General features: G+C 65.1%; 24 protein-coding genes. 7 read left to right on the plus strand and 17 right to left on the minus strand.

Annotated elements, in window-relative coordinates; all coding sequences use genetic code 11:
* Positions 1-24 precede the first annotated feature (24 nt).
* From BSY239_RS15700 to BSY239_RS15720, 5 genes are all read right to left on the minus strand, one after another.
* Entirely contained in the window at positions 25-1260 is a 1236-nt protein-coding gene (locus BSY239_RS15700; RefSeq protein ID WP_069047613.1) for an ABC transporter substrate-binding protein, read from the minus strand.
* A 28-nt stretch (positions 1261-1288) separates the two neighbouring features.
* Entirely contained in the window at positions 1289-1993 is a 705-nt protein-coding gene (locus BSY239_RS15705) for an ABC transporter ATP-binding protein (RefSeq protein WP_069047614.1), read from the minus strand.
* A gap of 61 nt (positions 1994-2054) precedes the next feature.
* Positions 2055-2816, minus strand: coding sequence for an ABC transporter ATP-binding protein (locus BSY239_RS15710; RefSeq protein ID WP_069047615.1), 762 nt, complete (start codon positions 2814-2816; stop codon positions 2055-2057).
* A 203-nt stretch (positions 2817-3019) separates the two neighbouring features.
* On the minus strand, positions 3020-3994 hold the full coding sequence (locus BSY239_RS15715; protein ID WP_069047616.1) for a tripartite tricarboxylate transporter substrate binding protein: 975 nt from the start codon (positions 3992-3994) through the stop codon (positions 3020-3022).
* A gap of 28 nt (positions 3995-4022) precedes the next feature.
* A complete protein-coding gene (locus BSY239_RS15720) occupies positions 4023-4895 on the minus strand; it encodes a fumarylacetoacetate hydrolase family protein (protein ID WP_069047617.1) in 873 nt (290 codons plus the stop codon).
* 157 nt (positions 4896-5052) lie between these two features.
* Between BSY239_RS15720 and BSY239_RS15725 the strand changes: the two genes are divergently transcribed.
* From BSY239_RS15725 to BSY239_RS15740, 4 genes are all read left to right on the plus strand, one after another.
* Positions 5053-5724 carry a FadR/GntR family transcriptional regulator gene (locus BSY239_RS15725; RefSeq protein WP_069047618.1) on the plus strand — a complete coding sequence of 224 codons (672 nt, stop codon included), beginning with the start codon at positions 5053-5055 and terminating at the stop codon, positions 5722-5724.
* A 34-nt stretch (positions 5725-5758) separates the two neighbouring features.
* Entirely contained in the window at positions 5759-6511 is a 753-nt protein-coding gene (locus BSY239_RS15730) for a YoaK family protein (protein ID WP_069047619.1), read from the plus strand.
* A 32-nt stretch (positions 6512-6543) separates the two neighbouring features.
* Complete coding sequence (locus BSY239_RS15735; RefSeq protein WP_069047620.1) at positions 6544-6963, plus strand: VOC family protein; 420 nt, start codon at positions 6544-6546, stop codon at positions 6961-6963.
* Between the two features lie 108 nt (positions 6964-7071).
* The gene (locus BSY239_RS15740; protein WP_236944085.1) at positions 7072-7530 is read left to right on the plus strand and encodes a CHRD domain-containing protein; all 459 of its coding nucleotides are present in this window, start codon (positions 7072-7074) and stop codon (positions 7528-7530) included.
* 4 nt (positions 7531-7534) lie between these two features.
* Here BSY239_RS15740 and BSY239_RS15745 read toward each other — a convergent pair whose 3' ends face one another.
* The 12 genes from BSY239_RS15745 to flhD all read right to left on the minus strand — a co-directional run bounded on the left by BSY239_RS15745 (position 7535) and on the right by flhD (position 18896).
* Positions 7535-8164, minus strand: a complete 630-nt coding sequence (locus BSY239_RS15745) for a DUF6891 domain-containing protein (RefSeq protein ID WP_069047621.1) — start codon at positions 8162-8164, stop codon at positions 7535-7537.
* Positions 8165-8274: 110 nt separating this feature from the next.
* Positions 8275-8991 carry an RNA polymerase sigma factor FliA gene (locus BSY239_RS15750; RefSeq protein WP_069047622.1) on the minus strand — a complete coding sequence of 239 codons (717 nt, stop codon included), beginning with the start codon at positions 8989-8991 and terminating at the stop codon, positions 8275-8277.
* A 2-nt stretch (positions 8992-8993) separates the two neighbouring features.
* On the minus strand, positions 8994-9767 hold the full coding sequence (locus BSY239_RS15755; protein ID WP_069047623.1) for a hypothetical protein: 774 nt from the start codon (positions 9765-9767) through the stop codon (positions 8994-8996).
* Positions 9760-11292 (minus strand): flagellar biosynthesis protein FlhF, encoded by a 1533-nt coding sequence (flhF, locus tag BSY239_RS15760; protein WP_069047624.1) that lies wholly within the window; start codon positions 11290-11292, stop codon positions 9760-9762. The genes BSY239_RS15755 and flhF overlap by 8 nt, the downstream gene beginning before the upstream one ends.
* On the minus strand, positions 11289-13364 hold the full coding sequence (gene flhA, locus BSY239_RS15765) for a flagellar biosynthesis protein FlhA (protein ID WP_069047625.1): 2076 nt from the start codon (positions 13362-13364) through the stop codon (positions 11289-11291). Before flhA ends, flhF begins: the two co-directional genes overlap by 4 nt.
* The gene (locus BSY239_RS15770; RefSeq protein ID WP_069047626.1) at positions 13361-14518 is read right to left on the minus strand and encodes an EscU/YscU/HrcU family type III secretion system export apparatus switch protein; all 1158 of its coding nucleotides are present in this window, start codon (positions 14516-14518) and stop codon (positions 13361-13363) included. Before BSY239_RS15770 ends, flhA begins: the two co-directional genes overlap by 4 nt.
* A 238-nt stretch (positions 14519-14756) precedes the next feature.
* Positions 14757-15368, minus strand: a complete 612-nt coding sequence (locus BSY239_RS15775) for a protein phosphatase CheZ (RefSeq protein WP_069047627.1) — start codon at positions 15366-15368, stop codon at positions 14757-14759.
* Between the two features lie 12 nt (positions 15369-15380).
* The gene (gene cheY, locus BSY239_RS15780) at positions 15381-15767 is read right to left on the minus strand and encodes a chemotaxis response regulator CheY (RefSeq protein WP_069047628.1); all 387 of its coding nucleotides are present in this window, start codon (positions 15765-15767) and stop codon (positions 15381-15383) included.
* 48 nt (positions 15768-15815) lie between these two features.
* Positions 15816-16814, minus strand: coding sequence for a flagellar motor protein MotB (gene motB, locus BSY239_RS15785; RefSeq protein ID WP_069047629.1), 999 nt, complete (start codon positions 16812-16814; stop codon positions 15816-15818).
* 147 nt (positions 16815-16961) lie between these two features.
* The gene (gene motA, locus BSY239_RS15790; RefSeq protein ID WP_069047630.1) at positions 16962-17822 is read right to left on the minus strand and encodes a flagellar motor stator protein MotA; all 861 of its coding nucleotides are present in this window, start codon (positions 17820-17822) and stop codon (positions 16962-16964) included.
* A gap of 154 nt (positions 17823-17976) precedes the next feature.
* Positions 17977-18513 (minus strand): flagellar transcriptional regulator FlhC, encoded by a 537-nt coding sequence (flhC, locus tag BSY239_RS15795; RefSeq protein ID WP_069047631.1) that lies wholly within the window; start codon positions 18511-18513, stop codon positions 17977-17979.
* Positions 18514-18560: 47 nt separating this feature from the next.
* On the minus strand, positions 18561-18896 hold the full coding sequence (gene flhD / locus BSY239_RS15800; protein WP_056268595.1) for a flagellar transcriptional regulator FlhD: 336 nt from the start codon (positions 18894-18896) through the stop codon (positions 18561-18563).
* Positions 18897-19374: 478 nt separating this feature from the next.
* Here flhD and BSY239_RS15805 point away from each other — a divergent pair, with 478 nt between their 5' ends.
* From BSY239_RS15805 to BSY239_RS15815, 3 genes are all read left to right on the plus strand, one after another.
* Complete coding sequence (locus BSY239_RS15805; RefSeq protein ID WP_069047632.1) at positions 19375-20562, plus strand: flagellin; 1188 nt, start codon at positions 19375-19377, stop codon at positions 20560-20562.
* Between the two features lie 165 nt (positions 20563-20727).
* A complete protein-coding gene (gene fliD, locus BSY239_RS15810; protein WP_069047633.1) occupies positions 20728-22137 on the plus strand; it encodes a flagellar filament capping protein FliD in 1410 nt (469 codons plus the stop codon).
* A gap of 201 nt (positions 22138-22338) precedes the next feature.
* Positions 22339-23523: a flagellin gene (locus BSY239_RS15815; protein ID WP_069047634.1), complete on the plus strand. Its 1185-nt coding sequence runs from the start codon at positions 22339-22341 to the stop codon at positions 23521-23523.
* The last annotated feature ends 8 nt before the right edge of the window (positions 23524-23531 follow it).

Consider the following 23531-nt stretch of genomic DNA (forward strand, 5'->3'; position numbering starts at 1 on the left):
GGCTCAGTTCAAGTCAGCCCAGGATCACTTCTTGATGCCGGGGCACTGGCTCAGTGCCAGCGACTGGAATGCATCATCACCCTTGATGGTGCCCTTGAGGTTGTAGTAGTCCCACGCGCCCTTGGATTCCGAAGGCTTCTTGACCTGGAACAGGTACATGTCGTGCACCATGCGGCCGTCTTCGCGGATCTTGCCGCCCTTGGCGAACATGTCGTTGATCGGCGTTTCTTTCATCTTGGCCATCACAGCCGCGGTGTCATCGGTGCCGGCGGCCTTGATGGCGTTGAGGTAATGCATGGTCGACGAATACACCGAAGCGTGGTTGGAGTTCGGCTTGCGGCCGTTCATGGCCTTGCTGTACTTGTCGGCCCAGGCGCGGGTCTCGGGGTTCAGGTCCCAGTACCAGGCTTCGGTGAGGTACAGGCCTTGCGCCGTGGGCAGGCCGATGGCGTGCACGTCGGTCAGCAGCATCAGCAGCGCGGCCAGGTTCTGTTTCTTGGTCAGGCCGAATTCGGCTGCGGCTTTCACACTGCTCACCGTGTCGCCACCGGCGTTGGCCAGACCGACCACCTTGGCGCCGGAGGTTTGTGCCTGCAGCAGGAAGGACGAGAAGTCACCGGTGGACAGCGGGTGGCGCACAGCGCCCAGCACCTTGCCGCCAGAGGCCTTCACCACATCGCCGGTGTCTTTTTCCAGCGAGTGACCGAAGGCGTAGTCGGCGGTCAGGAAGTACCAGCTGTCGCCGCCGTCTTTCACGATGGCCTTGCCCACCACGTTGGACAGCGCGATCGTGTCCATCAGGTAGTGGATGCCGGTGGTGGGTGCGCAGTCGGCGTTGGTCAGGCGGGCCGAGGCGGCACCGGTGGTGATGGTGATCTTGTTCTTTTCCTTGCCGAGGGCCTGCACGGCCAGGGCCACGGCGGAGTTCAGGTTTTCCACCGAGATGTCCACGCCGTCGCGGTCGAACCAGCCCTGGGCCACGTTCTTGGCGATGTCGGGCTTGTTCTGGTGGTCGGCGCTGACCACCTCGATCGGCTTGCCGAACATGGTGCCGCCGAAGTCGGCCACAGCCATCTTGGCGGCGGCCACGGCACCGGGGCCGCCGTAGTCGGCGTACACGCCCGACATGTCGGTCAGCACGCCGATCTTCACGGCGTCACCGGTCAGCTTGCCCTGCTGGGCCACGGCAAAAGATGCACCACCCGCCAGCACGGTGGCGATGGCGGTGGTCACGGCGGTCGAAATCAGTTTGCGTTTCATGCGGAAGTCTCCTCTTGGTGGAAGGGCGTCAGACGCCCAGATACTCATTGAGCATGTCGGACTTGCTCTCGAGCTCGTTCTTGTTGACCGTGGCCACGATCTGGCCGTGCTCGATCACGTAATGGCGGTCAGCCAGGGGCGCGGCAAACCGGAAATTCTGTTCGACCATCACGATGGTCAGGCCCTTGGCCTTGAGCGCGCGGATCACGCGGCCCAGCGTCTGCACGATCACGGGGGCGAGGCCTTCGGTGATCTCGTCGAGCAGCAGGATGCGAGCGCCCGAGCGCAGGATGCGCGCCATTGCGAGCATCTGCTGTTCACCGCCCGAGAGGCGCGTGCCCTGGCTGTTGCGACGCTCCTTGAGGTTGGGAAACATGTCGTAGATGTCTTCCACGCTCATGCCGCCCTCGCCCACCTTGGGCGGCAACATGAGGTTCTCCTCGCAGCTCAGCGACGAGAAGATGCCGCGCTCTTCGGGGCAGTAGCCCAGACCCAGGCGAGCGATCTTGTTGGTCGGCATGTGGATGGTTTCCACGCCGTCGATCTGGATCGAGCCGGTGCGTTTGCCCACCAGGCCGAGGATGGACTTGACGGTGGTGGTGCGGCCCGCGCCGTTGCGGCCCAGCAGCGTGACCAGTTCGCCTTCGCGGATCTCGAAGTTGATGCCGTGCAGCACATGCGATTCGCCGTACCAGGTGTTGAGGTCGGCGACCTTCAGGAGAACCTTGCTCATTTGGAAACCTCCGTGCTGCGCACTGCGGTGCGAGCTTGCTTGGGGCGGCCCGGCGCGGCGCTCATTCAATCTCCTCGACCGTGCCCACATAGGCTTCGAGCACGCGGGGATCTTTGGACACCGTCTCGTAAGGGCCTTCGGCCAGCACCGAGCCGCGCGCCAGCACCGTGATGGTGTCGGACAGGTTGGCGATCACGTTCATGTTGTGCTCCACCATCAGCACGGTGCGGTTGGCCGCCACCTTGCGGATGAGCTCCACCACACGGCCCACGTCTTCGTGGCCCATGCCCTGGGTGGGCTCGTCCAGCAGCATCAGTTCGGGGTCGAGCGCAAGCGTGGTGGCGATCTCCAGCGCGCGCTTGCGGCCGTAGGGCAGCTCAACGGTCTGGGTCTGCGCAAAGCTGCCCAGATCGACCTGCTCCAGCAGGGCCATGGCTTCGTCGTTGAGCGCATACAGGCTGGACTCGGACTTCCAGAAATGAAAGCTAGTGCCCAGCTTGCGCTGCAGGCCGATGCGCACGTTCTCCAGCACGGTGAGGTGGGGAAACACCGCCGAGATCTGGAACGAGCGCACCATGCCGGTGCGGGCCACTTCGGCCGCCTTGCGGCTGGTGATGTCTTCGCCCTTGTAGAAGATCTTGCCGGAGGTCACGGGCAGGAACTTGGTCAGCAGGTTGAACATCGTCGTCTTGCCGGCGCCGTTGGGGCCGATCAGCGCGTGGATGGAGCCACGCCTGACCTTGAGGTTGACCTTGTCAACCGCAACGAATCCCTTGAATTCGCGGGTCAGGTCCCGCGTTTCGAGAATGTAGTCCGTGCTCATGAATGTCGATCACCATCAAAAAACCCGCGGGCTGGAGGCCGGCGGGCCTGTTGGAAATCCGTGCTCCTGTGTCGGTCGTTGCGGTCGTCTCGTTCGACCGGTCAACGGAGGTTTTCGTTGCAGCATTGTTAGCGAACTTACGGACTTTTCAACCTAGGGAATTCACCCTGTCCACCCGCCTTTACAAGCGGGTGGACACCGAATCAGTTGACGCGGCCGATCTGTTTCACCACCTTGAGCATGGTGCTGGCGTCGTCCTTCACGAACCGGTCGAACTCGGGCGCGTCCTGGAACTGGAACGACGTGCCGGCGGTGGTCATGACCTGGATGGTGCGCTCGTCACGCGTCGCAGCGCGTGCGGCTTCGCGCAGCTTGGCCACCACATCGGGCGGCGTGCCGGCCGGCACGAAGATGCCAGACCACTGCGAGTAGCTGATCGGCACGCCGAGTTCCTTGAAGCTCGGCACATCGGGCAACAGCGCCAGGCGGCCTTCGCCCCAGTGCGCGAGCGCCCGCATCTTACCGGCCTTGATCTGGCCCGCCACGCTGGCCGGGCCGCTGGCCACGGCGTCGATCTGGCCGCTGAGCAGACCCAGCAGGGCCGGGCCGGCGCCGGTGTAGGGCACGTGCAGCATGAAGGTGGACGTGGCCGACTTGAGTTGTTCCATCGGCACGTGCATGGTGCCGTAGTTGCCCGACGAACCGAATGTGATCCGGCTGGGGTTGGCCTTGGCGTGGGCAATGAAATCGGCATAGGTTTTCCACGGGCTGTCGGCGCGCACCACCAGCACGGTCGGGTCGGCCGTGATGCGGGCGATCGGCAGCAGCTGGTTCAGTTCGAACATGGGCGCGCGGTTCAGGATCTTGTCCGCCTCGGGCAGCACCACCACCGACGACAGCGCCATCAGCATCGTGTAGCCGTCGGGCGCGGCCTTGGCCACCTGCGCCATGCCGATACCGCCACCGGCGCCACCCCGATTCACCACCACCACCGTCTGGTTGAGGTGTTTGCCCATGGCCTCGGCCACCGGCCGGCCCACGGTGTCGGCCACGCCACCGGGCGGGAACGGCACGACCATGGTGATCGGCTTGTTCGGGTAGGCGTCTTGCGCCAGCGCGGACACGGCGGCGGTGGCGGCCACGGCGGCCAGGCAAAGGCTTCTGAAATGTCGGCTCATGCGGTGTGTCTCCAGTTGTTGTGAGGGTTCAGACGAAGGCGTTCTGCAGCGTGCCGATGCCGTCGATCTCGATGCGCACCACGTCGCCCTTTTTGAGGAACACCGGCGGCTTCAGGCCCAGGCCCACGCCGGCGGGCGTGCCGGTGGCAATCACGTCACCGGGGTAGAGGGTGATGCCGCGCGAGATGGTCTCGATCAGCGTGGGAATGTCGAAGATCAGGTCTTCGGTGCGGCCGTCCTGGCGCAGGCTGTCGTTGACCCAGCAGCGCACGCGTGTGTGCTGGCCGTCCAGTTCGTCGGCGGTCACGATCCACGGGCCCATGGGGCAGAAGGTGTCGAAGCTCTTGCCCATGTCCCACTGCTGGTGGCGCATCTGCACGTCGCGCGCGGTCACGTCGTTGACGATGGTGTAGCCGTACACATGGCTCATCGCGTCCTCGCGCGTGATGTTCTTGCCACCCACACCGATGATCACGGCCAGCTCGGCTTCGTAGTCGATCTGCTCGGACACCGCCGCACCGGGCAAGACCACGTCGTCGCCGTGGGCGATCACGCACTCCGGCACCTTGGTGAACACGATGGGCCAGGTGGCCGGGTTGGCGTTGTTGTCCTTGAACACGGAAGCCTGCAATTCCTTGGCGTGCTCGTGGTAGTTGCGGCCCACGCACCACAGGTTGCGCCGCGGCACCGGCAGTGGCGCCTCCACGTGCACCGAGGCCAGCGGGATGGCTGGGCCGGTCAGCGCGGGCAGTGCTGCGCCGCTGGCAGCGGCTTCGATCAGCGGCAAGGCGCCGCGCGCCGCCTGGGCTGCGTCCAGCGCAAAGGCCGTGACGCTCTGGCCGTCGGCAGCAACCTGCCCGACATGGCGTTGACCTTCATGAACAAACGTTGCAATGCGCACAGAGACTCCTTGAGTTAATACCAATAGGTACCAAGAGATACCAGAATGAACCGATGTTAGACCAGACACCCACATGGTCACAGCGGGTTTTTACCGATGCCCGTGGGCTCACCGCCCGATGGCGCCGATTGGTCTGCTTTGGTATATTGCGAACACCATGACCATCTCGACCTCCCTGCGCGAAACCATCCTGACCCAGTTGCGGGAGGGGCACTGGAAAGCCGGCGACCGCCTGCCCACCGAGCGTGAACTGGCCGAGGGCTACCGCGTGAGCCGCACCACCGTGCGCCGGGCGCTGGCGGATCTGAAGCAGCAAGGTCTGATCGAACAGACGGTGGGCAGCGGAACCTTTGTGGCGCAGCAGGCCCCGTCCAGCCTGGACCGCCAGATCCGGCAGGACTCCGCGCAGCACACCAGCCCGGCCGAGCTGATGGAGGCGCGCCTGGCGCTGGAGCCGGCCATCATCGACCTGGTGGTGCGCAACGCCACCGCAGCCGATTTCACGCGCATGCTGGCCTGCTGCACCAGCGCCGAGCGCGCCACCAGCCTGGAAGAGTTCGAACACTGGGACGGTGAGCTTCACGAAGCCATTGCCGACGCCGCACACAACCGCTTTGTCTCCAGCGTGTTCAAGCTCATGAAACAGGTGCGCGCCCAGGGCGACTGGGGCCAGTTGAAAAAGAAGAGCGTCACGCCCGAGCGCAGGCTGGCCTACCAGCGCGAACACCGCCATCTGGTGGACGCCCTGCGCGACCGCGACGCCACCCGCGCCAAGGCCGGCACGCTCGACCATTTGCTGCACGTGCGGCACAACCTGCTGGGCCACTGAACGGGCCGCTCTGGTGCCGGTGTAACGTCGCAGCATGCCCGCCAACTACGCCCGCTACCTCATCGGCACCCAGCGCACCGCCGAATCCAACCGGGAACTGGGCTTTGTGCTGGCCTTTGTGGCCGGCGCCATCAACGCCGGCGGCTTCCTCGCGGTGAAGCAGTACACCTCGCACGTCACCGGCATGGTGTCGTCGCTGGCGGACAACCTGGCACTCGGCCAGCTCGGCCTGGTGGTGGATGCGGGCGTGGGCGTTTTGTCGTTCTTGCTGGGCGCCATGTGCTGCGCGGTCATGGTCAACTTCGCAAGGCGCCGGCAGCTCTCCAGCGAATACGCCCTGCCCCTGCTGCTGGAGGCGGCGCTGATCCTGTGCTTCGGGTTGCTGGGTGCTCAGCTGTCCAGATTCGAAGGCTTGCTGGTTCCCTTCACCGTGGTGCTGCTGTGTTTCATCATGGGGCTGCAGAACGCGATCGCCACCAAGCTCTCGAATGCGGTGATCCGCACCACCCACATGACCGGCATCGTGACCGACCTGGGCATCGAACTCGGCAAGCTCGTCTACTGGAACCGCAACACCGACCACCCCTTGAAGGTGCGAGCCGACCGCAAACGCATGGCCGTGCTGGCCGGGCTGCTAGCTGCCTTCACCGTCGGCGGCATCGCCGGTGCCTACGGGTTCAAGCAGGTGGGCTACGGCTTCACCGTGCCGATGGCCCTGCTGCTGGCGGTGCTCGCGCTGGTGCCCACGGTCGACGACCTGATACGTCCCAGAAAAGCCGGGGGCTGACAAGGTTTTGCAACACGGGTCCAATTGGCGCCATGAAATACCTGCACACCATGGTCCGTGTGACCGACCTTGAAGCCTCCCTGAAGTTCTACCGCGACGCCCTCGGCCTGGAAGTCGTGCGCATCCGCGAGGTGCCGCAAGGCCGCTTCACGCTCGCCTTCCTCGCCGCCCCGGGCGACCACAGCGCGCAGATCGAACTCACGCACAACTGGGACCCGGAGACCTACACCGGCGGACGCAACTTCGGCCACCTGGCCTACCTGGTGGACGACATCTACGCCACCTGCGAACGCCTGCAGTCCCACGGCGTGGCCATCCTGCGGCCGCCGCGCGACGGCCACATGGCTTTTGTGCGATCGCCCGACAACATTTCCATCGAGTTGCTGCAAAAGGGGGACGCCTTGCCACCGAGCCAGCCCTGGGTGGACATGGCCAACAGCGGCAGCTGGTGAAGGCCCGGCAGCCCCACTGCGCGTGAGGGCAGGGTCAATCCCCATGACGGGCGGGCTGGCCGAATCCATACTGAAACGGCCCGCTTCACCCATCCCCAGGAGACCTTCATGACCACTGCCCTTCGCCTCAAGCCCCTGCTGGGCGTCATCGCCGCCGCCGCGCTCACCACATTGATGGGCTGCGCCACCGTGGACAAGATGACCACCTCCGTGACCAGCGCCGTGCGCGGCGACGAAAAACTCAGCGGCGCACAGGAAGTGCCGCCCGTGACCACCAGCGCCAGCGGCACCGCCAACATCAAGGTGACCGCCGACGGCTCGGTGAGCGGCAGCGTGTCCACCGCCGGCGTGGCGAGCACCATGGCGCACATCCACATTGGCCCCGCCGGCCAGAACGGTCCGGTCATCGTGACGCTCACCAAGACCGGGGACAACAGCTACGTGGTGCCGGCCGGTGCCAAGCTCACACCTGCGCAGCTCGCGGCCTACAACATGGGTTCGCTGTACGTGAACGTGCACTCGAACGCCCACAAGGGCGGCGAGATCCGCGCGCAGCTCAAGCCCTGAGCGCTCAACCCGGTGTGCGCCGCCGCCAGCTCAGCTGGGGCAGTGCGATGCGGCGCCTGGCCGAACCGTTCCAGGCGACCTCCAGCCCCACCTGGCGCAGGGCTTCACACACACGTTGCCCGACCGCGACGTGCTCGCCGTCTGTCGCCTCGCTGCGGCCGAGGTGACCGTAGGCCAGCTGCAAGCCTTCGTCGTCCAGGGCGTGGTCAATGTCCTGGCTCACGTAGAAGCAATAGCCGTGGTAGCGGTCGTCCGGCACCCCTTCTTCGCTCAGCGCGTCGACCACGGCTTCAAAGCCGTCGTCCTGGGTGTCGCCGGCGCCGTGCAGGGCGCAGATGCCCTGCTCGTGCAGACGGGCAAAGGCGCGGTCGAGCTGGTCGCAATCGGTGGTTTTGGGCCAAGTGGCTTCGGTGGCGCGCTTGCGGGCGAGCGTCGAGACAGCGAAGGCCTTGACCCGGGCCACATCGAAGCCGTCGCCGGGGGCGGCGCTCGCGTCGATCAGCGCATCGATCTCGTCGGCCGATTGAAAGCCGTACCAGATCCAGTTTTCAACCTGGGCCGCCATGTCGTCGGTGGCGTCGTCGTTGGCACGGTCGTGGTTCTCGTCGATCGGGGGGGTCTGGGCGTCGGTCATGGTGCGGCGGTGTCGGGCGTGGGCTGTCGATGCTAGCCACGCCGAACGCTGCACACCAGCGGCCGTTGCCGCTCCCCAACGGCTACTGCCAGTGCGGTATTGCGCCGGTTTCAGTGCTCGCGCAGCTTGGACCGCAGCCGCGCGATCGACTGGCTGTGCAGCTGGCAGATGCGCGATTCGGTCACGCCCAGCACGGCTGCGATTTCCTTCAGGTTCATGTCGTGTTCGTAGTACATGCTCATGATCTGCTGCTCGCGCTCGGGCAGCACGTTGATGGCGGCCACCAGCGCGGTGCGCATGCGGTGGTCCTGCAGCTTGGCTGAAGGGTCGGCTTCGCTGTCGCCCATGTGGCGGTCCAGAAAACCGTCTTCGTCGTCGTTGCCGCCGCTGATGTCTTCGAGGTACACCAGTTGCGTGCCGCGCACCTTGGCCAGCAGGTGCTGGTAGTCGGCCAGTTCCATGCCCAGCTCGGCGGCAATTTCCGACTCCTTGGGCACGCGCTGCAGTTTTTGCTGAAGGCGGCTCACGGCCTGCTCAATGTCTTTCTGGCTCTTGCGCGAACCGCGCGACATCCAGTCGCCTTCGCGCAACTCGTCGATCATGGCGCCGCGGATGCGCTGGCTGGCGAAGGTTTCGAACTGCACGCCTTGCGTGGGCTCGAAGCGCGCAATCGCTTCGGTCAGGCCGATCATGCCGACCTGGATCAGGTCGTCGAGCTCCACGCTGGGGGGCAGCTTGGCGATCATGTGGTGGGCCAGCCGGCGCACCAGCGGGCTGTATTTGCGCAGCTGGTCGTCGCGGTTGAGCGTGCCTTTGGCGGTGTACATCTTCAGCTCCAGAGGGGTGACGTCGAGGCAACGCGGGCAATGCCCGGGTAGCCGTGCAGGCCGGTGTCGGCCGTTGAGGTGATGGCGCTGGCCTGGGCGCGGTGGCCCCAGGTGTGGGCGGGCCAGTTCTCCAGCTTCAAGCCCAGGTGCTTGGCTGCGCAGTCGGTGACCGAGGTCACCAGTGGCTGCAAGGCTTGCGCACCACCCGAAGCCAGCGGTGCCAACACAGGGGCGAGGCCCGCGGCGTGCAGCAGCTTGACCGCGCCGTACGCATCGATGCTGGCCTGCGGCTGGTCGATCACCGGCACCAGGGCGCGCGCGTTCAGGCCCGGCAGCAAACTGGCCAGGCCGAAGGCCGGCGCGAACAGCAGCACGATCACGCCCGGGGCGAACGGTGCCAGCAGGCGCGAAAGCGCCACCGCGGAGCTCGCAGCCTGCGCGGTTTCCTGCAAGGCCTGCAGGCCACGCGCGCCGGGCATCACCAGCCAGTCGGCCATGTCGTTGGGGTGTTCGAGGTGCCCGATGGAGGGGTCCTGCAGCGCGCGCAACAGGCCCAGGTGGCTGCCGCTCTCGCGTTGAAAACTGGTGGACTCGTTGGCGGTGCCGTCCACGATGACGACCGAGCGGCCCTGGTTGGCCAGGCAACCGGCCAGCATGTACAGCCATTCGTGGCCGCGTGCGGGTTGGGCCGGACTGGCCACCGGCAGCAGCGCAGGACCGCCGCTGCGGCTCTCGCCGCGCAGACCGGCGGCCTGGTCAAAACCGTGTTCAAACATGCGATGCCCCCAGGTTCACGCCGCGTGCGCTGGTCGGTGCGAAATAGAAGCCCATATCGGTGGCGACCGGGTCGTAGGCCGATTTGCCGGCCGTGCCCATGGACATGCGCACCAGGGTCGAGGCGTCGGGGTTCTGCCAGTCTTCGGGGACGCGCTGGCCGTTGGCCACACCGCGCAGCGTCACCTGGTGGCGGATCAGTGCGTCCAGCGCCGGGCCGAGCTTCACGGCTTCGTCCACCTTGGAGAGCACCACACCGTGCAGCGAGCTGGCCTTGAACGAGGTCAGGGTCTCATCGAGCGTGTCGCCGTGCGAGCCGGCGTTGAGCACCAGGGTCTTCTTGACCTTGGGCATGTCCAGCACATCGAGCATGTCCTGGATGCGCTGGTCGCGCTGGCCAAGACCCGCGGTGTCGATGATGACCAGACGCTTGCCCGAGAGCAGGTTGAGCAGGTCTTTCAGCGCGGCGCGGTCGTGGGCCAGGTGGGCGACCACACCGAGCATGCGGCCGTAAGCGCGCAGCTGCTCGTAGCCCGAGACGCGGTAGGTGTCGAGCGTGATCATGCCGACGCTGGCGGCGCCGTACTGTTTGACGCACTGGGCGGCGAGCTTGGCAGCGGTGGTGGTCTTGCCCACACCGGTGGCACCGATCAGCGAGACCACACCTCCTTCGTCGCACAGGCCGGCGGTGGGGGCGCTCACCTTGAGGTTGCGCGTGAGCACGTCCATGAGCCAGCGGAAGGCTTCGGGTGCACCGGCATCCACCGGCACACGGTCCAGCACGGCGCGGGCCATGGCGGGCGAGTAGCCGGCGCGGATCATCTTGAGCATCAGGTTGGACTGGATCGGGTTCTGCTTGGACGAACCGAGCCAGGCCAGCGTGTTGAAACGCTCTTCGATCATGTCCTTCAGTGCGGAGAGTTCCACCGCCATGCGGGTGTCTTCGTTGCTCGCAAAACGCACCGACGGCTGCGAGTCTTCCCAGCTGGGCTCTTCTTCGCGGGTGCGGATGGCCGGCTGACCCAGGCGGCTGCCAAAAGCTGCCTGCGCGGGCTGGTTGAAACGCTGCACCGGCACCACGATGGGCTCGGCGGCGGGCATGGGCATGGGTGCGACCTGCACCGGAGCGCTGCGCTGGGGCGCGGGCTGCTCGGTCGGTGCGGCGTCCTGCAACATCTCGCGGCGCTTGCGCAGCATGCGTTCACGCACATATTCCTGGAACGACAGCGTGCTCATGGCCAGCGCTTCAGTATCACCTTCCACCGACTCGGGCTGGGCCAGGGTGGCCGTGGCCTTGGTCCGGGCTGCAAAAGCCGTGGGTGCAGCGGCGGGGCGCGTGGCGATCGGCGCCGGTGCGGCGTTGCTGTTGCTCGACAAGGACGCCAGGCTCTCCTCGGCCGCGGCCATCACCTCGAAACCTTCGCTGGTGGAGCGGGTCGAGAGGATGACGGCGCTGTCGCCAAAGGCCATGCGGGCCTTGGCCATGGCTTCGCGGGAGGTGGGGGCGGTAAAGCGCTGGATGTTCATGCGAGTTCTCCAAGAATCGGGCCGATGCGGATCAGATGGGTTTCAGGAATTTCGCTGTGCGCCAGCACTTGCAGACGGGGCGCGGCACGGCGCAGCAGGCGCGCCATGGCGTTGCGGATGGCGTCGGGCACCAGCAGGCAGGCGGGCACGCCCTTCTCTTCCTGTTTGTTGGCGATGTCGGTGGCCGACTTGCTCAGCATGTCGGCCACCCCGGGGTCGAGTGCACCGTTGGCCGCGCCGCTCAGGGCCTGCATCAGCAGGCGCTCGAGACCGGGCTCGATGGCGATCACTTCGAGCTCTTTCACCGGGCCGTAGATCTGCTGCACGATGGCCGGCGCCAGCGCCATGCGCACCCGGCGGGCCAGCTCTTGCGAGTCGGTGGTGGCGGTGGCGTGTTCGGCGATCGCTTCGATGATGGTACGGATGTCGCGCACATGCACCGACTCTTCCAGCAGCAGCTGCAGCACTTTCTGGAAGGTGGCGACAGAGATCATCTTGGGCACGACTTCTTCAATCAGTTTGGGGGCCAGTCGGGTGACGTGTTCAACCAGGTCCTGGGTCTCCGTCCGGCTCAGCAACTTGGCTGCCTGGACTTGCATCAAGTGTGAAAGATGCGTGGCCAGCACAGTCTCGGAATCAACCACGGTAAAACCGGCCATCTGCGCGTTTTCACGTTGCTTTTCCTCGATCCAGTGCGCGGGCAGGCCAAACGCCGGGTCGGTGGTGGGGGTGCCGATCAGCGGGGTGCCGAGGCCCCCCGGATCGATGGCCAGGAACATGCCGGGGAACACCTCGCCCTCGCCCACCACCACGCCGCGCAACGTGATGCGGTAGGCGCTGGGGCGCAGTTCCAGGTTGTCGCGCACGTGCACGGCCGGCGGCAGGAAACCCACCTCTTGCGCGAACTTCTTGCGCACGCCCTTGATGCGGGTCAGCAGGTCGCCCTGGCGACTCTTGTCGACCATGGCGATCAGGCGGTAGCCCAGTTCCAGACCGAGCAGGTCCACCGGCTGCAGGTCGTCCCAGGTGGCTTCGCCGTCGCTCGGCGCGGCGGGCGCCTCGGGTTCGGCCACGGGCCGCGCGTCCACCCGGGTGCGCCACCAGGCCAGGGCTCCAAAGATCGCGGCAAAGCTCAGAAACACCGCGTGCGGCATGCCGGGCACGATGCCCAGCAGGAACATGACCGCGGCCACGATGCCCATGATCTTGGCGGAGATGAACATCTGCTGCATCACCTGGCCACCGAGGTCTTCGTCCTTGCCCACACGCGAGACCACCATGGCCGCAGCCACCGAGATCAGCAGCGACGGGATCTGCGCCACCAGCGCATCGCCCACCGCGAGCAGGATGTAGGTGCTGGCCGCTTCACCGGCCGACAGGCCGTGCTGCATCACGCCCACCGCAAAGCCACCAATGATGTTGATGATCAGGATCAGGATGCCGGCGATGGCGTCGCCGCGCACGAACTTGGACGCACCGTCCATGGAGCCGAAGAACTCGGCCTCGTCGCCCACTTCCTGGCGACGCTTCTTGGCCTGCTTCTCGTCGATCAGGCCGGCGTTCAGGTCGGCGTCGATCGCCATCTGCTTGCCGGGCATGGCGTCCAGCGTGAAGCGGGCCGACACCTCGGCGATCCGCTCCGAGCCCTTGGTGATCACGATGAAGTTGATCACCACCAGGATCACGAACACGACAAAACCCACGGCAAAGTTGCCGCCGATCAGGAAGTGGCCAAAGGCCTCGATCACCGCACCGGCCGCGCCCGGTCCGGTGTGGCCTTCGAGCAGCACCACACGGGTGGAGGCGACGTTGAGCGACAAACGCAGCAGCGTGGTGAGCAGCAGCACGGTGGGGAACACCGAGAAGTCCAGCGGGCGCTTCATGTAGGACGCGACCATCATCACCACCAGCGCGAGTGCGATGTTGAGCGTGAAGAAGGTGTCGAGCAACCAGGGCGGCAATGGCAGCACCATCATCGACAGGATGGTGATCACCAGCATGGGCGCGGCCAGGCCACCGGCCCAGGCCGCGTTGCGGTTCATCCATTGCTGCAAGGGCGCGAGGGCGTTCATTCAGTGTCCTTGGTGGCGGATTTCTTGAAATGCGGATCGAGTTCGGGCGGCACCACCGGCGTGGGCATCTCGCCAGGCATGGCGCCCTGGCCCTTGAGGGCGGCCTTGAGCTGGTACACGTAGGCGAGCACCTGGGCCACGGCGGTGTAGAGGGCCGAGGGCACCTCACCGTCGAGCTCGGCGTGCGCGTAGAGCGCACGCGCCAACATGGGCGACTGCAGCACCGGCACCCTGTGCGCCTTGGCCACGTCGCGGATCTTCATGGCGACGAGGTCGGCACCCTTGGCCACCACGCGGGGTGCGTTCATCGAGGTTTCGTCGTAGCGGATGGCCACGGCGTAGTGGGTGGGGTTCATCACCACCAGATCGGCCTTGGGCACGGCGCCCACGCTGTTGCGTTGGGCCATCTCGCGCTGGCGCGCGCGGCGCTGTGCCTTCATGTGCGGGTCGCCTTCGGCTTCCTTGTGCTCCTGCTTCACCTCCTGGTGAGACATCTTGAGCTGCTCGCCGTGCAGGAACTTCTGCATCGGCACGTCGATGAGCGCGAAGAAGCCCACCACCAACAGCAGCAGACCCACGCCGGAGACCATCCAGGTGCCCAGTTGCCCGATGCCGGACTCCAGCGGCTGCATCACCAGCGTGGCGAACAGCTCGGCGTGTGAGCCGATGAACTGCCACGCCACCACGAACACCACGGCCGTCACACCGAAGAGCTTGCCGGTGTCGACCAGTTGTTGTTTGGAGAACAGCCGGCCAAAGCCTTTGAGTGGGTTGAGTCGGCCGATGTCGGGCACGAGGGGTTTGGTGCTGAGCGCGTAGCTGCCGGCGGCCACGGTGGCGGCGATCGCCACGGCGAGCACGAGCAGGCCCAGCGGCAGGTACAGCATGAGGCCCTGCGAGAAGCCGTCCACCAGGCGTTGCAGCATCTGGCCAGGCTGTTGCAGCGATGCGTTGTCAAAGCGCAGCTGGCTTTGCAGCGTGGTGCGCAGTTTTTCGAAACCGGTGGGGGCCAGCGTCAGCAAGATCAGCGAACCACCGCCCAGCACCATGAGGTTGGACAGGTCCTTGGAACGCGGCACCTGGCCGTCCGTGCGCGCCTTCTTCAGGCGCTGCGCGGTGGCGGGTAGGGTCTTGTCTTGGCTGGAGGAATCCATGGAGCGGGCTCACTTGATCGGTGAATCCGATTCTGGAATCCGCTGCGGAAAACTAAAGGGGAATAAGACGCCGTGTAGGGGTGCTTTTCTCGGATGCACCTCGTCGGGCTCGTGGCGCTTGGGCACGCTGCTCCGCGAATGTCCCCCGGGGCCGTTGGCCCCTCCTCCTTTATTTCGCTGCGCAGCGCACCCGACCGTCCCGAGCTTGCGAGGTGGGTGGCTTACGCGCGCTATCGGATCAGAAGCCCAGGCTCGCGAGCAGGTCGTCCACCTGCTGCTGGTCATTGACCACATCGGTGCGGCCGTCGCCGTCCACCACCGGGCCGGCCAGTTCGTAGGCGTGGTCCTGGCCGGGCTGGCCCGAGGGTGCCGACTGCAGCAACAGACTCAGCAGTTGTTCTTCTATCGTGCCGGCGAGCTGCACCACGCGGGCAATCACCTGGCCGGTGAGGTCGTGGAAATCCTGCGCCATCATGATGTCGGTCAGGCGAGCGTCGGTCTGTTCGCTGGTGGTGATGATGTCGTTCGTCCACTCCATCAGCTCGGGCATGGCCTTGGCCAGCGCGGGCACGCGGGAGATGGTATCGGCCAGCTGACGGCCACGCTCGGCGATCAGGCCTTGTTCGGTCTTGCCGAGTTCAACGTGGTTGAGCACCTTGTCGGCCGCTTCGCCGGTGAGGCGGGCAATGTAGGACAGGCGGCTTTGTGCGTCGGGCAGCTGGTCGACCGTGCCTTTGAGCTTGTCGGTGTAGCCCAGCTCCTTGAGCGCGTCGTGCAACTGGCGCGTGATGGAGCCCAGTTTCTGGAACATCTGCGGAGCGCCCGGATTCGCTGCTTCATCGTGGTTCATGGCAGCGGTCCTTTAAATGCCAAGCTTTTTGAAGATGTTGGCCAGCTTGTCTTCCAGCGTCGCCTTGGTGAAGGGCTTGACGATGTAGCCGGCTGCGCCGCTTTGCGCGGCGAGCACGATGTCTTCCTTGCGGGCTTCGGCCGTGACCATCAGCACCGGCAGGTGCTTGAGCTTCTCGTCCTTCTTGATCTCGGCGAGCAGCTCGAAGCCGTTCATGTTGGGCATGTTGATGTCGGAGACCACGAAGTTGAAGACCCCGTTGCGCAGCTTGGCCAGCGCGATGGCGCCGTCCTCGGCTTCGTCCGCATCGGTGTGGCCGATCTCTTTGAGCAGGTTGCGCACGATGCGGCGCATGGTGGAGAAGTCGTCAACGATCAGGAATTTCATCGGGGTGGACATGCGAGCCTCCGAGGGCAGGTGGGAAGGTGGGGTGGAGACGGCGGCTTCTCAGCCACCGCTCCCTGAGGTTGTTTTCGTCACTTCGACGGGAATCTGAAGCGCGGGCACGATGGACGAGACTTCTGCCGCGGGCACAGGGGTCGCCGCGGGCGCCGAGGGCGGCGGCAGCACGGCGGGCAGCGAGGTGGGCGCCATGCGGTCTTCAGCGGCCTGCGTCATCACCACGATGCTGATGCGCCGGTTGATCGGGTCGGTCGGTGCCTCGGGCCGCAGCAAGCGGCTCGATGCCAGGCCTTCCACGCGGCGCAGCTTGTCGTCGGGCAGACCCCCGGAGATCAGTTCGCGGCGCGAGGCATTGGCCCGGTCGGCCGAGAGTTCCCAGTTGCTGTAGCCGCGTTCGCCGCTGCCATAGGGCGTGGCGTCGGTGTGGCCCGCGAGCGCAATGCGGTTTTCAACATCGCCCAAAGCCTTGCCGATCTCGCGCAGGATGTCGCGCATGTAAGGCTTCACCAGCGAACTGCCGGTGTCGAACATCGGTCGGTTCTGCTGGTCGACGATCTGGATGTGCAGGCCGTCGGTGGTTTTTTCCAGCTGGATCTGGTTGCCGAACTCGGCCAGCTTGGGATTGCTCTCGATCAGCACCTCGATTTTTTTCTCCAGCGCGTCCAGGCGCGCGGCTTCCTGGCGGGCCTTGATTTCTTCGGCCATCTGGGCGCCCATGACCTTGGCAGCGCGCTCGGCCGCGCCGCTGTCCATCTGGCCAAACGACTTGCTCAGATCGCGCCCGCCACCCGGCAGGATGCTGCTGCTGTTGCCCGTGCCCGCCCCGCCCATGAGCGAGACCTTCACCGGTGACTGGAAGTAGCTCGCGATGCCGTCGAGCTCTCCCTTGGCGGTGGAGCCCAGCAGCCACATGAGCAGAAAGAAAGCCATCATGGCCGTCACGAAGTCGGCGTAGGCGATCTTCCAGGCGCCACCGTGAGCAGCATGGCCGCTCTTCTTGATGCGCTTGATGATGATGGGTTGAAGTTTTTTGCCGTCCGCCATGTCAAGCTCCCCCCCGCCGCGCTACGCGCGACCCCCTCAAGGGGGCGGCATCTGCGGCCCGGCAAAGCCGGTTCCGCGCTGCCCTTGGCTTGGGCTTCTTCGTTCGTTGTGTGTCGCAGGAAGCCACGCGACTGCCGGTCATCGTCTTCACTTCTTGCCTTTCACGTGCGCTTCCAACTCATTGAAGGTCGGGCGCACATCAGACAGCAGCACCTTGCGACCGAACTCGATGGCGGTGGCGGGCGCGTAGCCTTGCATGCTGGCCAGCAGCGTGGTCTTGATGCACTGGAATTCCTTGCTGCTCTCTTCCACCTTCTGGTCCATCAGGCCACCGAGTGGCTCGAACACGCCGTAGGCCAACAAGATGCCCAGGAAGGTGCCGACCAGGGCGGAGGCGATCATGCCGCCGAGCACCGCGGGCGGCTGGCCCACCGAGCCCATGGTGTTCACCACACCCAGCACGGCGGCCACGATGCCGAAGGCCGGCAGACCACCGGCCAGGCGGCCGATGGCGGCCACCGGCGCGTGCGCTTCCTGGTGGTGGGTTTCGATCTCGCTGTCCATGAGCGACTCGATCTCGTGTGCGTTCAGGTTGCCCGAGACCATCATGCGCAGGTAGTCGGTGATGAACTCGACCACGTGGTGGTCGGCGGCGATGGTGGGGTACTTCTTGAACACCGGCGAGTCGTGCGGGTTCTCCACGTCCTGCTCGATCGCCATCAGGCCTTCCTTGCGCGCCTTCTGCAGGATGTCGAACTGCAGCGCCATGAGTTCCATGTAGCGCGCCTTGGTGTAGCGGCTGCCCTTGAAGCAACCCGCCAGGCCCTTGACCGAGGCCTTGATCACCTTCATCTGGTTGTTGATGAGGAAAGCGCCGATGGCCGCGCCCAGGATGGTCGTCATCTCGAACGGCAAGGCCTTGAGCACCACCGCGATGTTGCCGCCGTGGAAGATGTAGACGCCGAAGATGCAAAGCATCGAAACGACAAAACCGATGATGACGAACATGTGTGTGGGCCTGAAAGAGGACGCGGCACCCGGGTGACGCGTGACTTTGGGGGGATGCCTTTTCTATCGACCAACTCTAGGTGCGATTGAAGGGACCCATAAACGCGAAATGGACCCGCATCGGGGTCCATTTCAAGTTTTGGGAAAGCAGTGATCAGTGCAAGCGGAGCCCACCTGAAGCCGCGCCCTTGCCGGCACGCGCCGGTGGCTGGCACAGGCCGCACACAAAGTGGCGGTTTTCGTAGGGCTCGGTCACGAAGTGGCCGCCGCAGCAGTTGCACTTGGTCAGGGTCAGCATGCCGTTGTCCACGAACTTCACCAGGCGCCAGGCGCGGGTGACCGAGAGAATGGGCTCGATCGCGCTGGCCGTCATCTGGTCGTTGTAGAGACGGAAGGCCTTGATCACCGTGTCGATCTCTTCGAGTTCGCTGGTCTTGCTCAGGTACTCGTGGATGTTGAGGAACAACGAGGCGTGGATGTTGGGCTGCCAGGTCAGGAACCAGTCGGTGGAGAAAGGCAACTGGCCTTTCGAAGGGCTCTTGCCCGCCACTTCCTTGTACAGGCGCAACAGGCGCTCGTACGACAGGGAGGTTTCGTACTCCAGCACCTGCAGGCGCGCACCGAGCTGGATCAGGGCCACCGCACGTTCGATGTCGCGGGACTCGTTGAGGATGCTTTTGCCGACGGCCATGGTGTGTTCCTGGAGCGTGTGGGAAGGGAAACGTGTAACCGTGCAGCTCAGTGAGCAGCCATGGACTCGGCGAACTTGCCGGCCATCAAGATGCTGGCGTGCAGCTGCGTGGTGGTGGCGTTGTCCACCTTCTTCACGTTGTGGCTGGTCAGCAGGTTCCACACCAGGTCGTCGTCCACACGGAAGCGGCACAGCAACATGTTGCTGGAGGCGATCTTCAGCAGCTGCGCGGTGGACAGCATGCCCAGCAGGTCGGCGGCTTCTTCGGTCAGGCCGAGGCGGAACAGTGCTTCGGCGCGGTCCTTGCGGATCAGGTTCTGAGCCAGCATCAGGTAGGTCAGGTTGGCTTCGCGGATTTCTGCCAGGAGTTGTTCGCTGTCCATGATGTGTTCCTTCGGTGTGGGGGCCTGGGTTGTTGGCGACTTGCTTACAACTCCTGACCCGATGTGTGTAATTGTGTCGAGCGGTAAAAAAACTTGAATCGGTAAACGGCTGTACCGCGTGTCAGGTGTGCAGCACCTGCGTGTCATCCAAACGCCTACGTCTTTGGTTCTCAAAACGGTCCTGCCTGTGCAGGCGTTGACCAGCCAGCCAACGGGCAAAGGAAGGAACAAGCGGCAATCGCTCCTTCTTTTCCGACGCTCGGCTTGCAGCAAACCCTCAAGAATTCACAGCTATCACCGAAATCAACTCAACGAACTGCAAATGGGTTCGTCGTCCGGCCCGAGAAGGCGGCGAGTTTTGACGGTGGAGACCCGAAGGGGTCGACCAGCCATCGGTATCCAGCACACCCCCTGCAGAGCAGGACGCTGGCACCGGTCACGCGGGATCACTTTCAAAGTCCATTTACAGGAGTTAGTTATGACCACCATCAACACGAACACGATGTCGATGAACGCTCAGCGCAATCTGAGCAGCTCGGCCGCCTCGTTGGCCACGTCCATGCAGCGCCTGTCTTCGGGCCTGCGCGTGAACAGCGCCAAAGACGATGCCGCCGGCCTCGCCATTTCCGAACGCATGAACACCCAGGTGCGGGGCCTGAACGTGGCCGCGCGCAACGCCAACGACGGCATCTCGCTGGCGCAAACCGCTGAAGGCGCACTCGGCAAGGTGGGCGACATGCTGCAGCGCATGCGCGAACTGGCTGTGCAATCGGCCAACGCCTCGAACAACAGCAGCGACCGCACTGCCCTCAACGCGGAGGTGCAACAGCTGCGCCAGGAAATCGACCGCGTGGCCAAGACCACCTCGTTCAACGGCACCAAGCTGCTCGACGGCTCGTTTGCCAACGCCACCTTCCAGGTGGGTGCCAATGCCGGTGAAGGCATCTCCATCGACAGCATCGTGAACTCGGACTCCGCTTCGCTGGGTCAAACCGCCGTGCACGCCACACCTGCGATCATTCCGCCCGCCACGCCAGTGGCCCCTGCCGTGCTGCCCGCCATTCCCGCCGGCGGCGCCACGCCGCTGAGCATCGACGACGCTGCCGGCAACCCGATCAACCTCGGCCCCATCGGCGAAGCCACCACGCTCGCGCAACGCGCTGGCCAGGTGGTGGATGCGATCAACGCCAAGTCCACCGACACTGGTGTGTTTGCGCGCCCTGTCTACACCGCAGGCGCAGTGACGGGCTATGAAGTCTTCTCTGACCGCGCCATCGTGGCCGCCGATTTCGGCAACTTCGCTGCGGGTACCACGGGTGCCGGCGTCAACACCGCCGCGGCTGCCGACTCGTTCGTGGAAGACATCAACGTCACCTCTTTTGGCGATTCGCAACTGGCACTGCGCGTGATCGACAACGCGATCAACGCGGTGAACAGCTCGCGCGCCGATCTAGGTGCGCTGCAGAGCCGCTTCGAGAACGCCGTGGCCAACATCCAGATCACCGGTGAAAACATATCTGCTGCACGCGGCCGGATCATTGACGCCGACTTCGCCAAGGAAACCTCCAACCTGTCGCGCGCGCAGATCCTGCAGCAGGCCGGCACAGCCATGGTGGCGCAGGCCAACCAGGTTCCACAGGGGGTGCTCTCGCTGCTGCGCTCCTGATCGAGAGCGCTCATCCGCAAGTGCCGTGCCTTCACACGCGGCCATTGCGGGATGCACAGACCGCATGCGACCCGCGTGTGGTGCGTACATCCCGGACAGGAAAGACCATGACACATCGCTCGCCCATCCACGCAAAGCCGCACGCCGTCGGCGCAGAGGTCTGACATGCCCATCACCTCCACGGGCCTGGCCAGCGGCGTCGACATCCAGAGCATCGTCTCGCAGTTGGTCGCGCTGGAGCGGGCACCACTGGCACCACTGCAGACGCAGGCCACCAAGTTCCAGAGCAAGATTTCTGTCTTCGGCACCCTGAGTTCGATGATGAACTCACTGGGCGAACTGGGCACCAAACTCGCTGACCCCAACGCGTTCAAGGCCGTCAAGGGCAGCTCGTCCACCAGCGACGCGGTGGGCATCACGGTGGCCACGGGCACCGCACCCACCTCGATGGCGGTGGAGGTGCAACAACTGGCCAAAGCGCAGTCCACGGCCACGCTGGCGGTGCCGAAAGACACGGCCATGGGCGAAGGCAACCTGAAGATCACGCTGGGCGACTGGAGCTCGGGCAGCTTTGCCGCAGGCAGTGCACCAGCGGTGGACATCACGATCGGCCCTGGCGAGGACACCCTTACCCAGATCGCAGCCAAGATCAACGCGGCCGGCGCCGGCGTCACCGCCACCGTGTTGCGCGACGCCTCGGGCGAACGTCTTCTCATGCGCTCCAAGGACACCGGGGAAGCCCTGGGCTTCGAGATGCAGGCCACCGACAGCGACGGTGTCGACAACACCGGTCTCTCTCGCCTGGCTGTGCAGGGTGGTGTGGCCTCGGGCGTGCAGATCACGCACGGCGCCAACGCGATGGCCACCATCAACGGCATCGACATCGAGTCCGCCAGCAACACCTACAAGGACGGCCTGCCCGGCATCACCCTGCAGTTCTCCAAGGTCACCACCGGGCCGGTGGAGGTTGCGGTGACCAACGACAAGGACGCGATGACCAAAACCATCCAGTCCTTTGTCGACGCGTACAACTCGCTCAACGACATGCTCACCAGCACCACCGGCTACAACCCCGACACCAAGGTGGCCGGGTCGCTGCAGGGTGACAGTTCCGCGGTGGGCCTGCAGAATGCGCTGCGCGGCATGATGCGCTCTGTGACCCCTGGTGGCGCCTTCACCACGCTGGCCGACATCGGCATCGAGATCAAGTCGGGCGGCAAGATGAGCATCAACAGCACCAAGCTGGGCGCTGCGCTGGACAACCCTGAGGCTGTGCAGAACCTCTTCAACGCCGACCACACCGACCCCACGGCCCAAGGCTTCGGCGAAAAGCTCAAGAGCTTCGCCGAAGGTTTTTCGGGCGCCAGCGGCACGCTGACCGCACGCACTGATTCGCTGCGCGCAGCCGTCAAGCGCAACACCGTGCAGCAAGATACAGTGATCGCACGCGCGGCCCGCGCCGAAACCCGCTACCTCAAGCAATACAACGCCATGGATGCGATGGTGGGCCAGCTCAACTCGCTCAATTCGTTCGTGACGCAACAAATTGCCCAATGGAACAAGGCGTCTTCGTAAAACGGCGACTCTGCTCCACATCGGCCCTGGCGCTCTGCGACCAGGGCTTTTTTTCGCGTGTTGGCCAACGGCGTGGCCGGCTGGAGCTGAAGCCCTCAAGTAATCGGAGAAGACACCGAAATAGATGACAACGAACTTCTCCATGGGTTCGTGGCCCGGGCAACCGGGCAGTCAGCCCAACCACCTCAACCGGAGTTAGTTATGACCACCATCAACACCAACGTCATGTCCATGACCGCCCAGCGCAACCTGGGCACCACCTCCAGCTCGCTGGCCACCTCCATGCAGCGCCTCTCATCCGGCCTGCGCGTCAACAGCGCCAAGGACGACGCCGCCGGCCTGGCCATCTCCGAGCGCATGAACGCCCAGGTGCGCGGCCTCAACGTGGCTGCCCGCAACGCCAACGACGGCATCTCGCTGGCGCAGACCGCCGAAGGCGCGCTGGGCAAAGTGGGCGACATGCTGCAGCGCATGCGTGAGCTGGCCGTGCAGTCGGCCAACGCTTCGAACAACACCAGCGACCGCACGGCCCTGCAGGCCGAAGTGGGACAACTGCGTTCGGAAATCGACCGCGTGGCCAAGACCACCAGCTTCAACGGCACCAAGCTGCTCGACGGCTCGTTCGCCAACGCCACCTTCCAGGTCGGCGCCAACGCCGGTGAAGGCATCGCCATCGACTCCATTGTGTCGGCCAAGTCCACCGCTCTGGGCCAGTTGAGCGCCACAGAGCATTTTGTGGCGACGGTCGCAGCGCCCACGTTGGCGACCATGCCCGCCGACGGCGCCGCCATTCCCGCCGGCACCACCGGCTGGACCGTTCAGGATGCCGCCGGCAACGCCGTGGCCCTGGGTGGCATCGCTGCCGCCACCACCGCCGCACAGCGCACCACGCAAGTGGTGGACGCGATCAACGCCAAGTCCAGCGAGACCGGCGTGTTTGCCCGCGAAGCGTCTGGCGGCGGCTACGAAGTCTTCTCCAACCGCGACTTGACCGGCGCCACGGCTTTTGGTGCGGCCTTTACCGCAACCTCCACGGGTGATCCTGGCGACACCGCGCCTCCCGCCACGCTGGCCACCCTCTCCGGCATCAACGTCAACAGCTTCGGGGATGCCCAGCTGTCGCTGCAAGTGATCGACAAGGCCATCAACGCCATCAACAGCTCGCGCGCCGACCTGGGCGCCCTGCAGAGCCGCTTCGAGAACGCCGTGGCCAACATCCAGATCACCGGCGAGAACATCTCCGCAGCCCGCGGCCGCATCGTGGACGCCGACTTCGCCAAGGAAACCTCCAACCTGTCGCGCGCGCAGATCCTGCAGCAGGCCGGCACCGCCATGGTGGCCCAGGCCAACCAGGCACAACAGGGCGTCTTGTCCCTGCTGCGTTGATTGCTCAC

The organism is Hydrogenophaga sp. RAC07 (assembly GCF_001713375.1).
Classification (GTDB): Bacteria; Pseudomonadota; Gammaproteobacteria; order Burkholderiales; family Burkholderiaceae_C; genus Hydrogenophaga.

Bases quoted from the DNA above. Each gene is read 5' to 3' on its own strand.
- BSY239_RS15700 (WP_069047613.1), bottom strand. From the start codon at position 1,260: ATGAAACGCAAACTGATTTCGACCGCCGTGACCACCGCCATCGCCACC.
- BSY239_RS15705 (WP_069047614.1), bottom strand. From the start codon at position 1,993: ATGAGCAAGGTTCTCCTGAAGGTCGCCGACCTCAACACCTGGTACGGC.
- BSY239_RS15710 (WP_069047615.1), bottom strand. From the start codon at position 2,816: ATGAGCACGGACTACATTCTCGAAACGCGGGACCTGACCCGCGAATTC.
- BSY239_RS15715 (WP_069047616.1), bottom strand. From the start codon at position 3,994: ATGAGCCGACATTTCAGAAGCCTTTGCCTGGCCGCCGTGGCCGCCACC.
- BSY239_RS15725 (WP_069047618.1), top strand. From the start codon at position 5,053: ATGACCATCTCGACCTCCCTGCGCGAAACCATCCTGACCCAGTTGCGG.
- BSY239_RS15730 (WP_069047619.1), top strand. From the start codon at position 5,759: ATGCCCGCCAACTACGCCCGCTACCTCATCGGCACCCAGCGCACCGCC.
- BSY239_RS15735 (WP_069047620.1), top strand. From the start codon at position 6,544: ATGAAATACCTGCACACCATGGTCCGTGTGACCGACCTTGAAGCCTCC.
- BSY239_RS15740 (WP_236944085.1), top strand. From the start codon at position 7,072: ATGACCACTGCCCTTCGCCTCAAGCCCCTGCTGGGCGTCATCGCCGCC.
- BSY239_RS15745 (WP_069047621.1), bottom strand. From the start codon at position 8,164: ATGACCGACGCCCAGACCCCCCCGATCGACGAGAACCACGACCGTGCC.
- BSY239_RS15750 (WP_069047622.1), bottom strand. From the start codon at position 8,991: ATGTACACCGCCAAAGGCACGCTCAACCGCGACGACCAGCTGCGCAAA.
- BSY239_RS15755 (WP_069047623.1), bottom strand. From the start codon at position 9,767: ATGTTTGAACACGGTTTTGACCAGGCCGCCGGTCTGCGCGGCGAGAGC.
- flhF (WP_069047624.1), bottom strand. From the start codon at position 11,292: ATGAACATCCAGCGCTTTACCGCCCCCACCTCCCGCGAAGCCATGGCC.
- flhA (WP_069047625.1), bottom strand. From the start codon at position 13,364: ATGAACGCCCTCGCGCCCTTGCAGCAATGGATGAACCGCAACGCGGCC.
- BSY239_RS15770 (WP_069047626.1), bottom strand. From the start codon at position 14,518: ATGGATTCCTCCAGCCAAGACAAGACCCTACCCGCCACCGCGCAGCGC.
- BSY239_RS15775 (WP_069047627.1), bottom strand. From the start codon at position 15,368: ATGAACCACGATGAAGCAGCGAATCCGGGCGCTCCGCAGATGTTCCAG.
- cheY (WP_069047628.1), bottom strand. From the start codon at position 15,767: ATGTCCACCCCGATGAAATTCCTGATCGTTGACGACTTCTCCACCATG.
- motB (WP_069047629.1), bottom strand. From the start codon at position 16,814: ATGGCGGACGGCAAAAAACTTCAACCCATCATCATCAAGCGCATCAAG.
- motA (WP_069047630.1), bottom strand. From the start codon at position 17,822: ATGTTCGTCATCATCGGTTTTGTCGTTTCGATGCTTTGCATCTTCGGC.
- flhC (WP_069047631.1), bottom strand. From the start codon at position 18,513: ATGGCCGTCGGCAAAAGCATCCTCAACGAGTCCCGCGACATCGAACGT.
- flhD (WP_056268595.1), bottom strand. From the start codon at position 18,896: ATGGACAGCGAACAACTCCTGGCAGAAATCCGCGAAGCCAACCTGACC.
- BSY239_RS15805 (WP_069047632.1), top strand. From the start codon at position 19,375: ATGACCACCATCAACACGAACACGATGTCGATGAACGCTCAGCGCAAT.
- fliD (WP_069047633.1), top strand. From the start codon at position 20,728: ATGCCCATCACCTCCACGGGCCTGGCCAGCGGCGTCGACATCCAGAGC.
- BSY239_RS15815 (WP_069047634.1), top strand. From the start codon at position 22,339: ATGACCACCATCAACACCAACGTCATGTCCATGACCGCCCAGCGCAAC.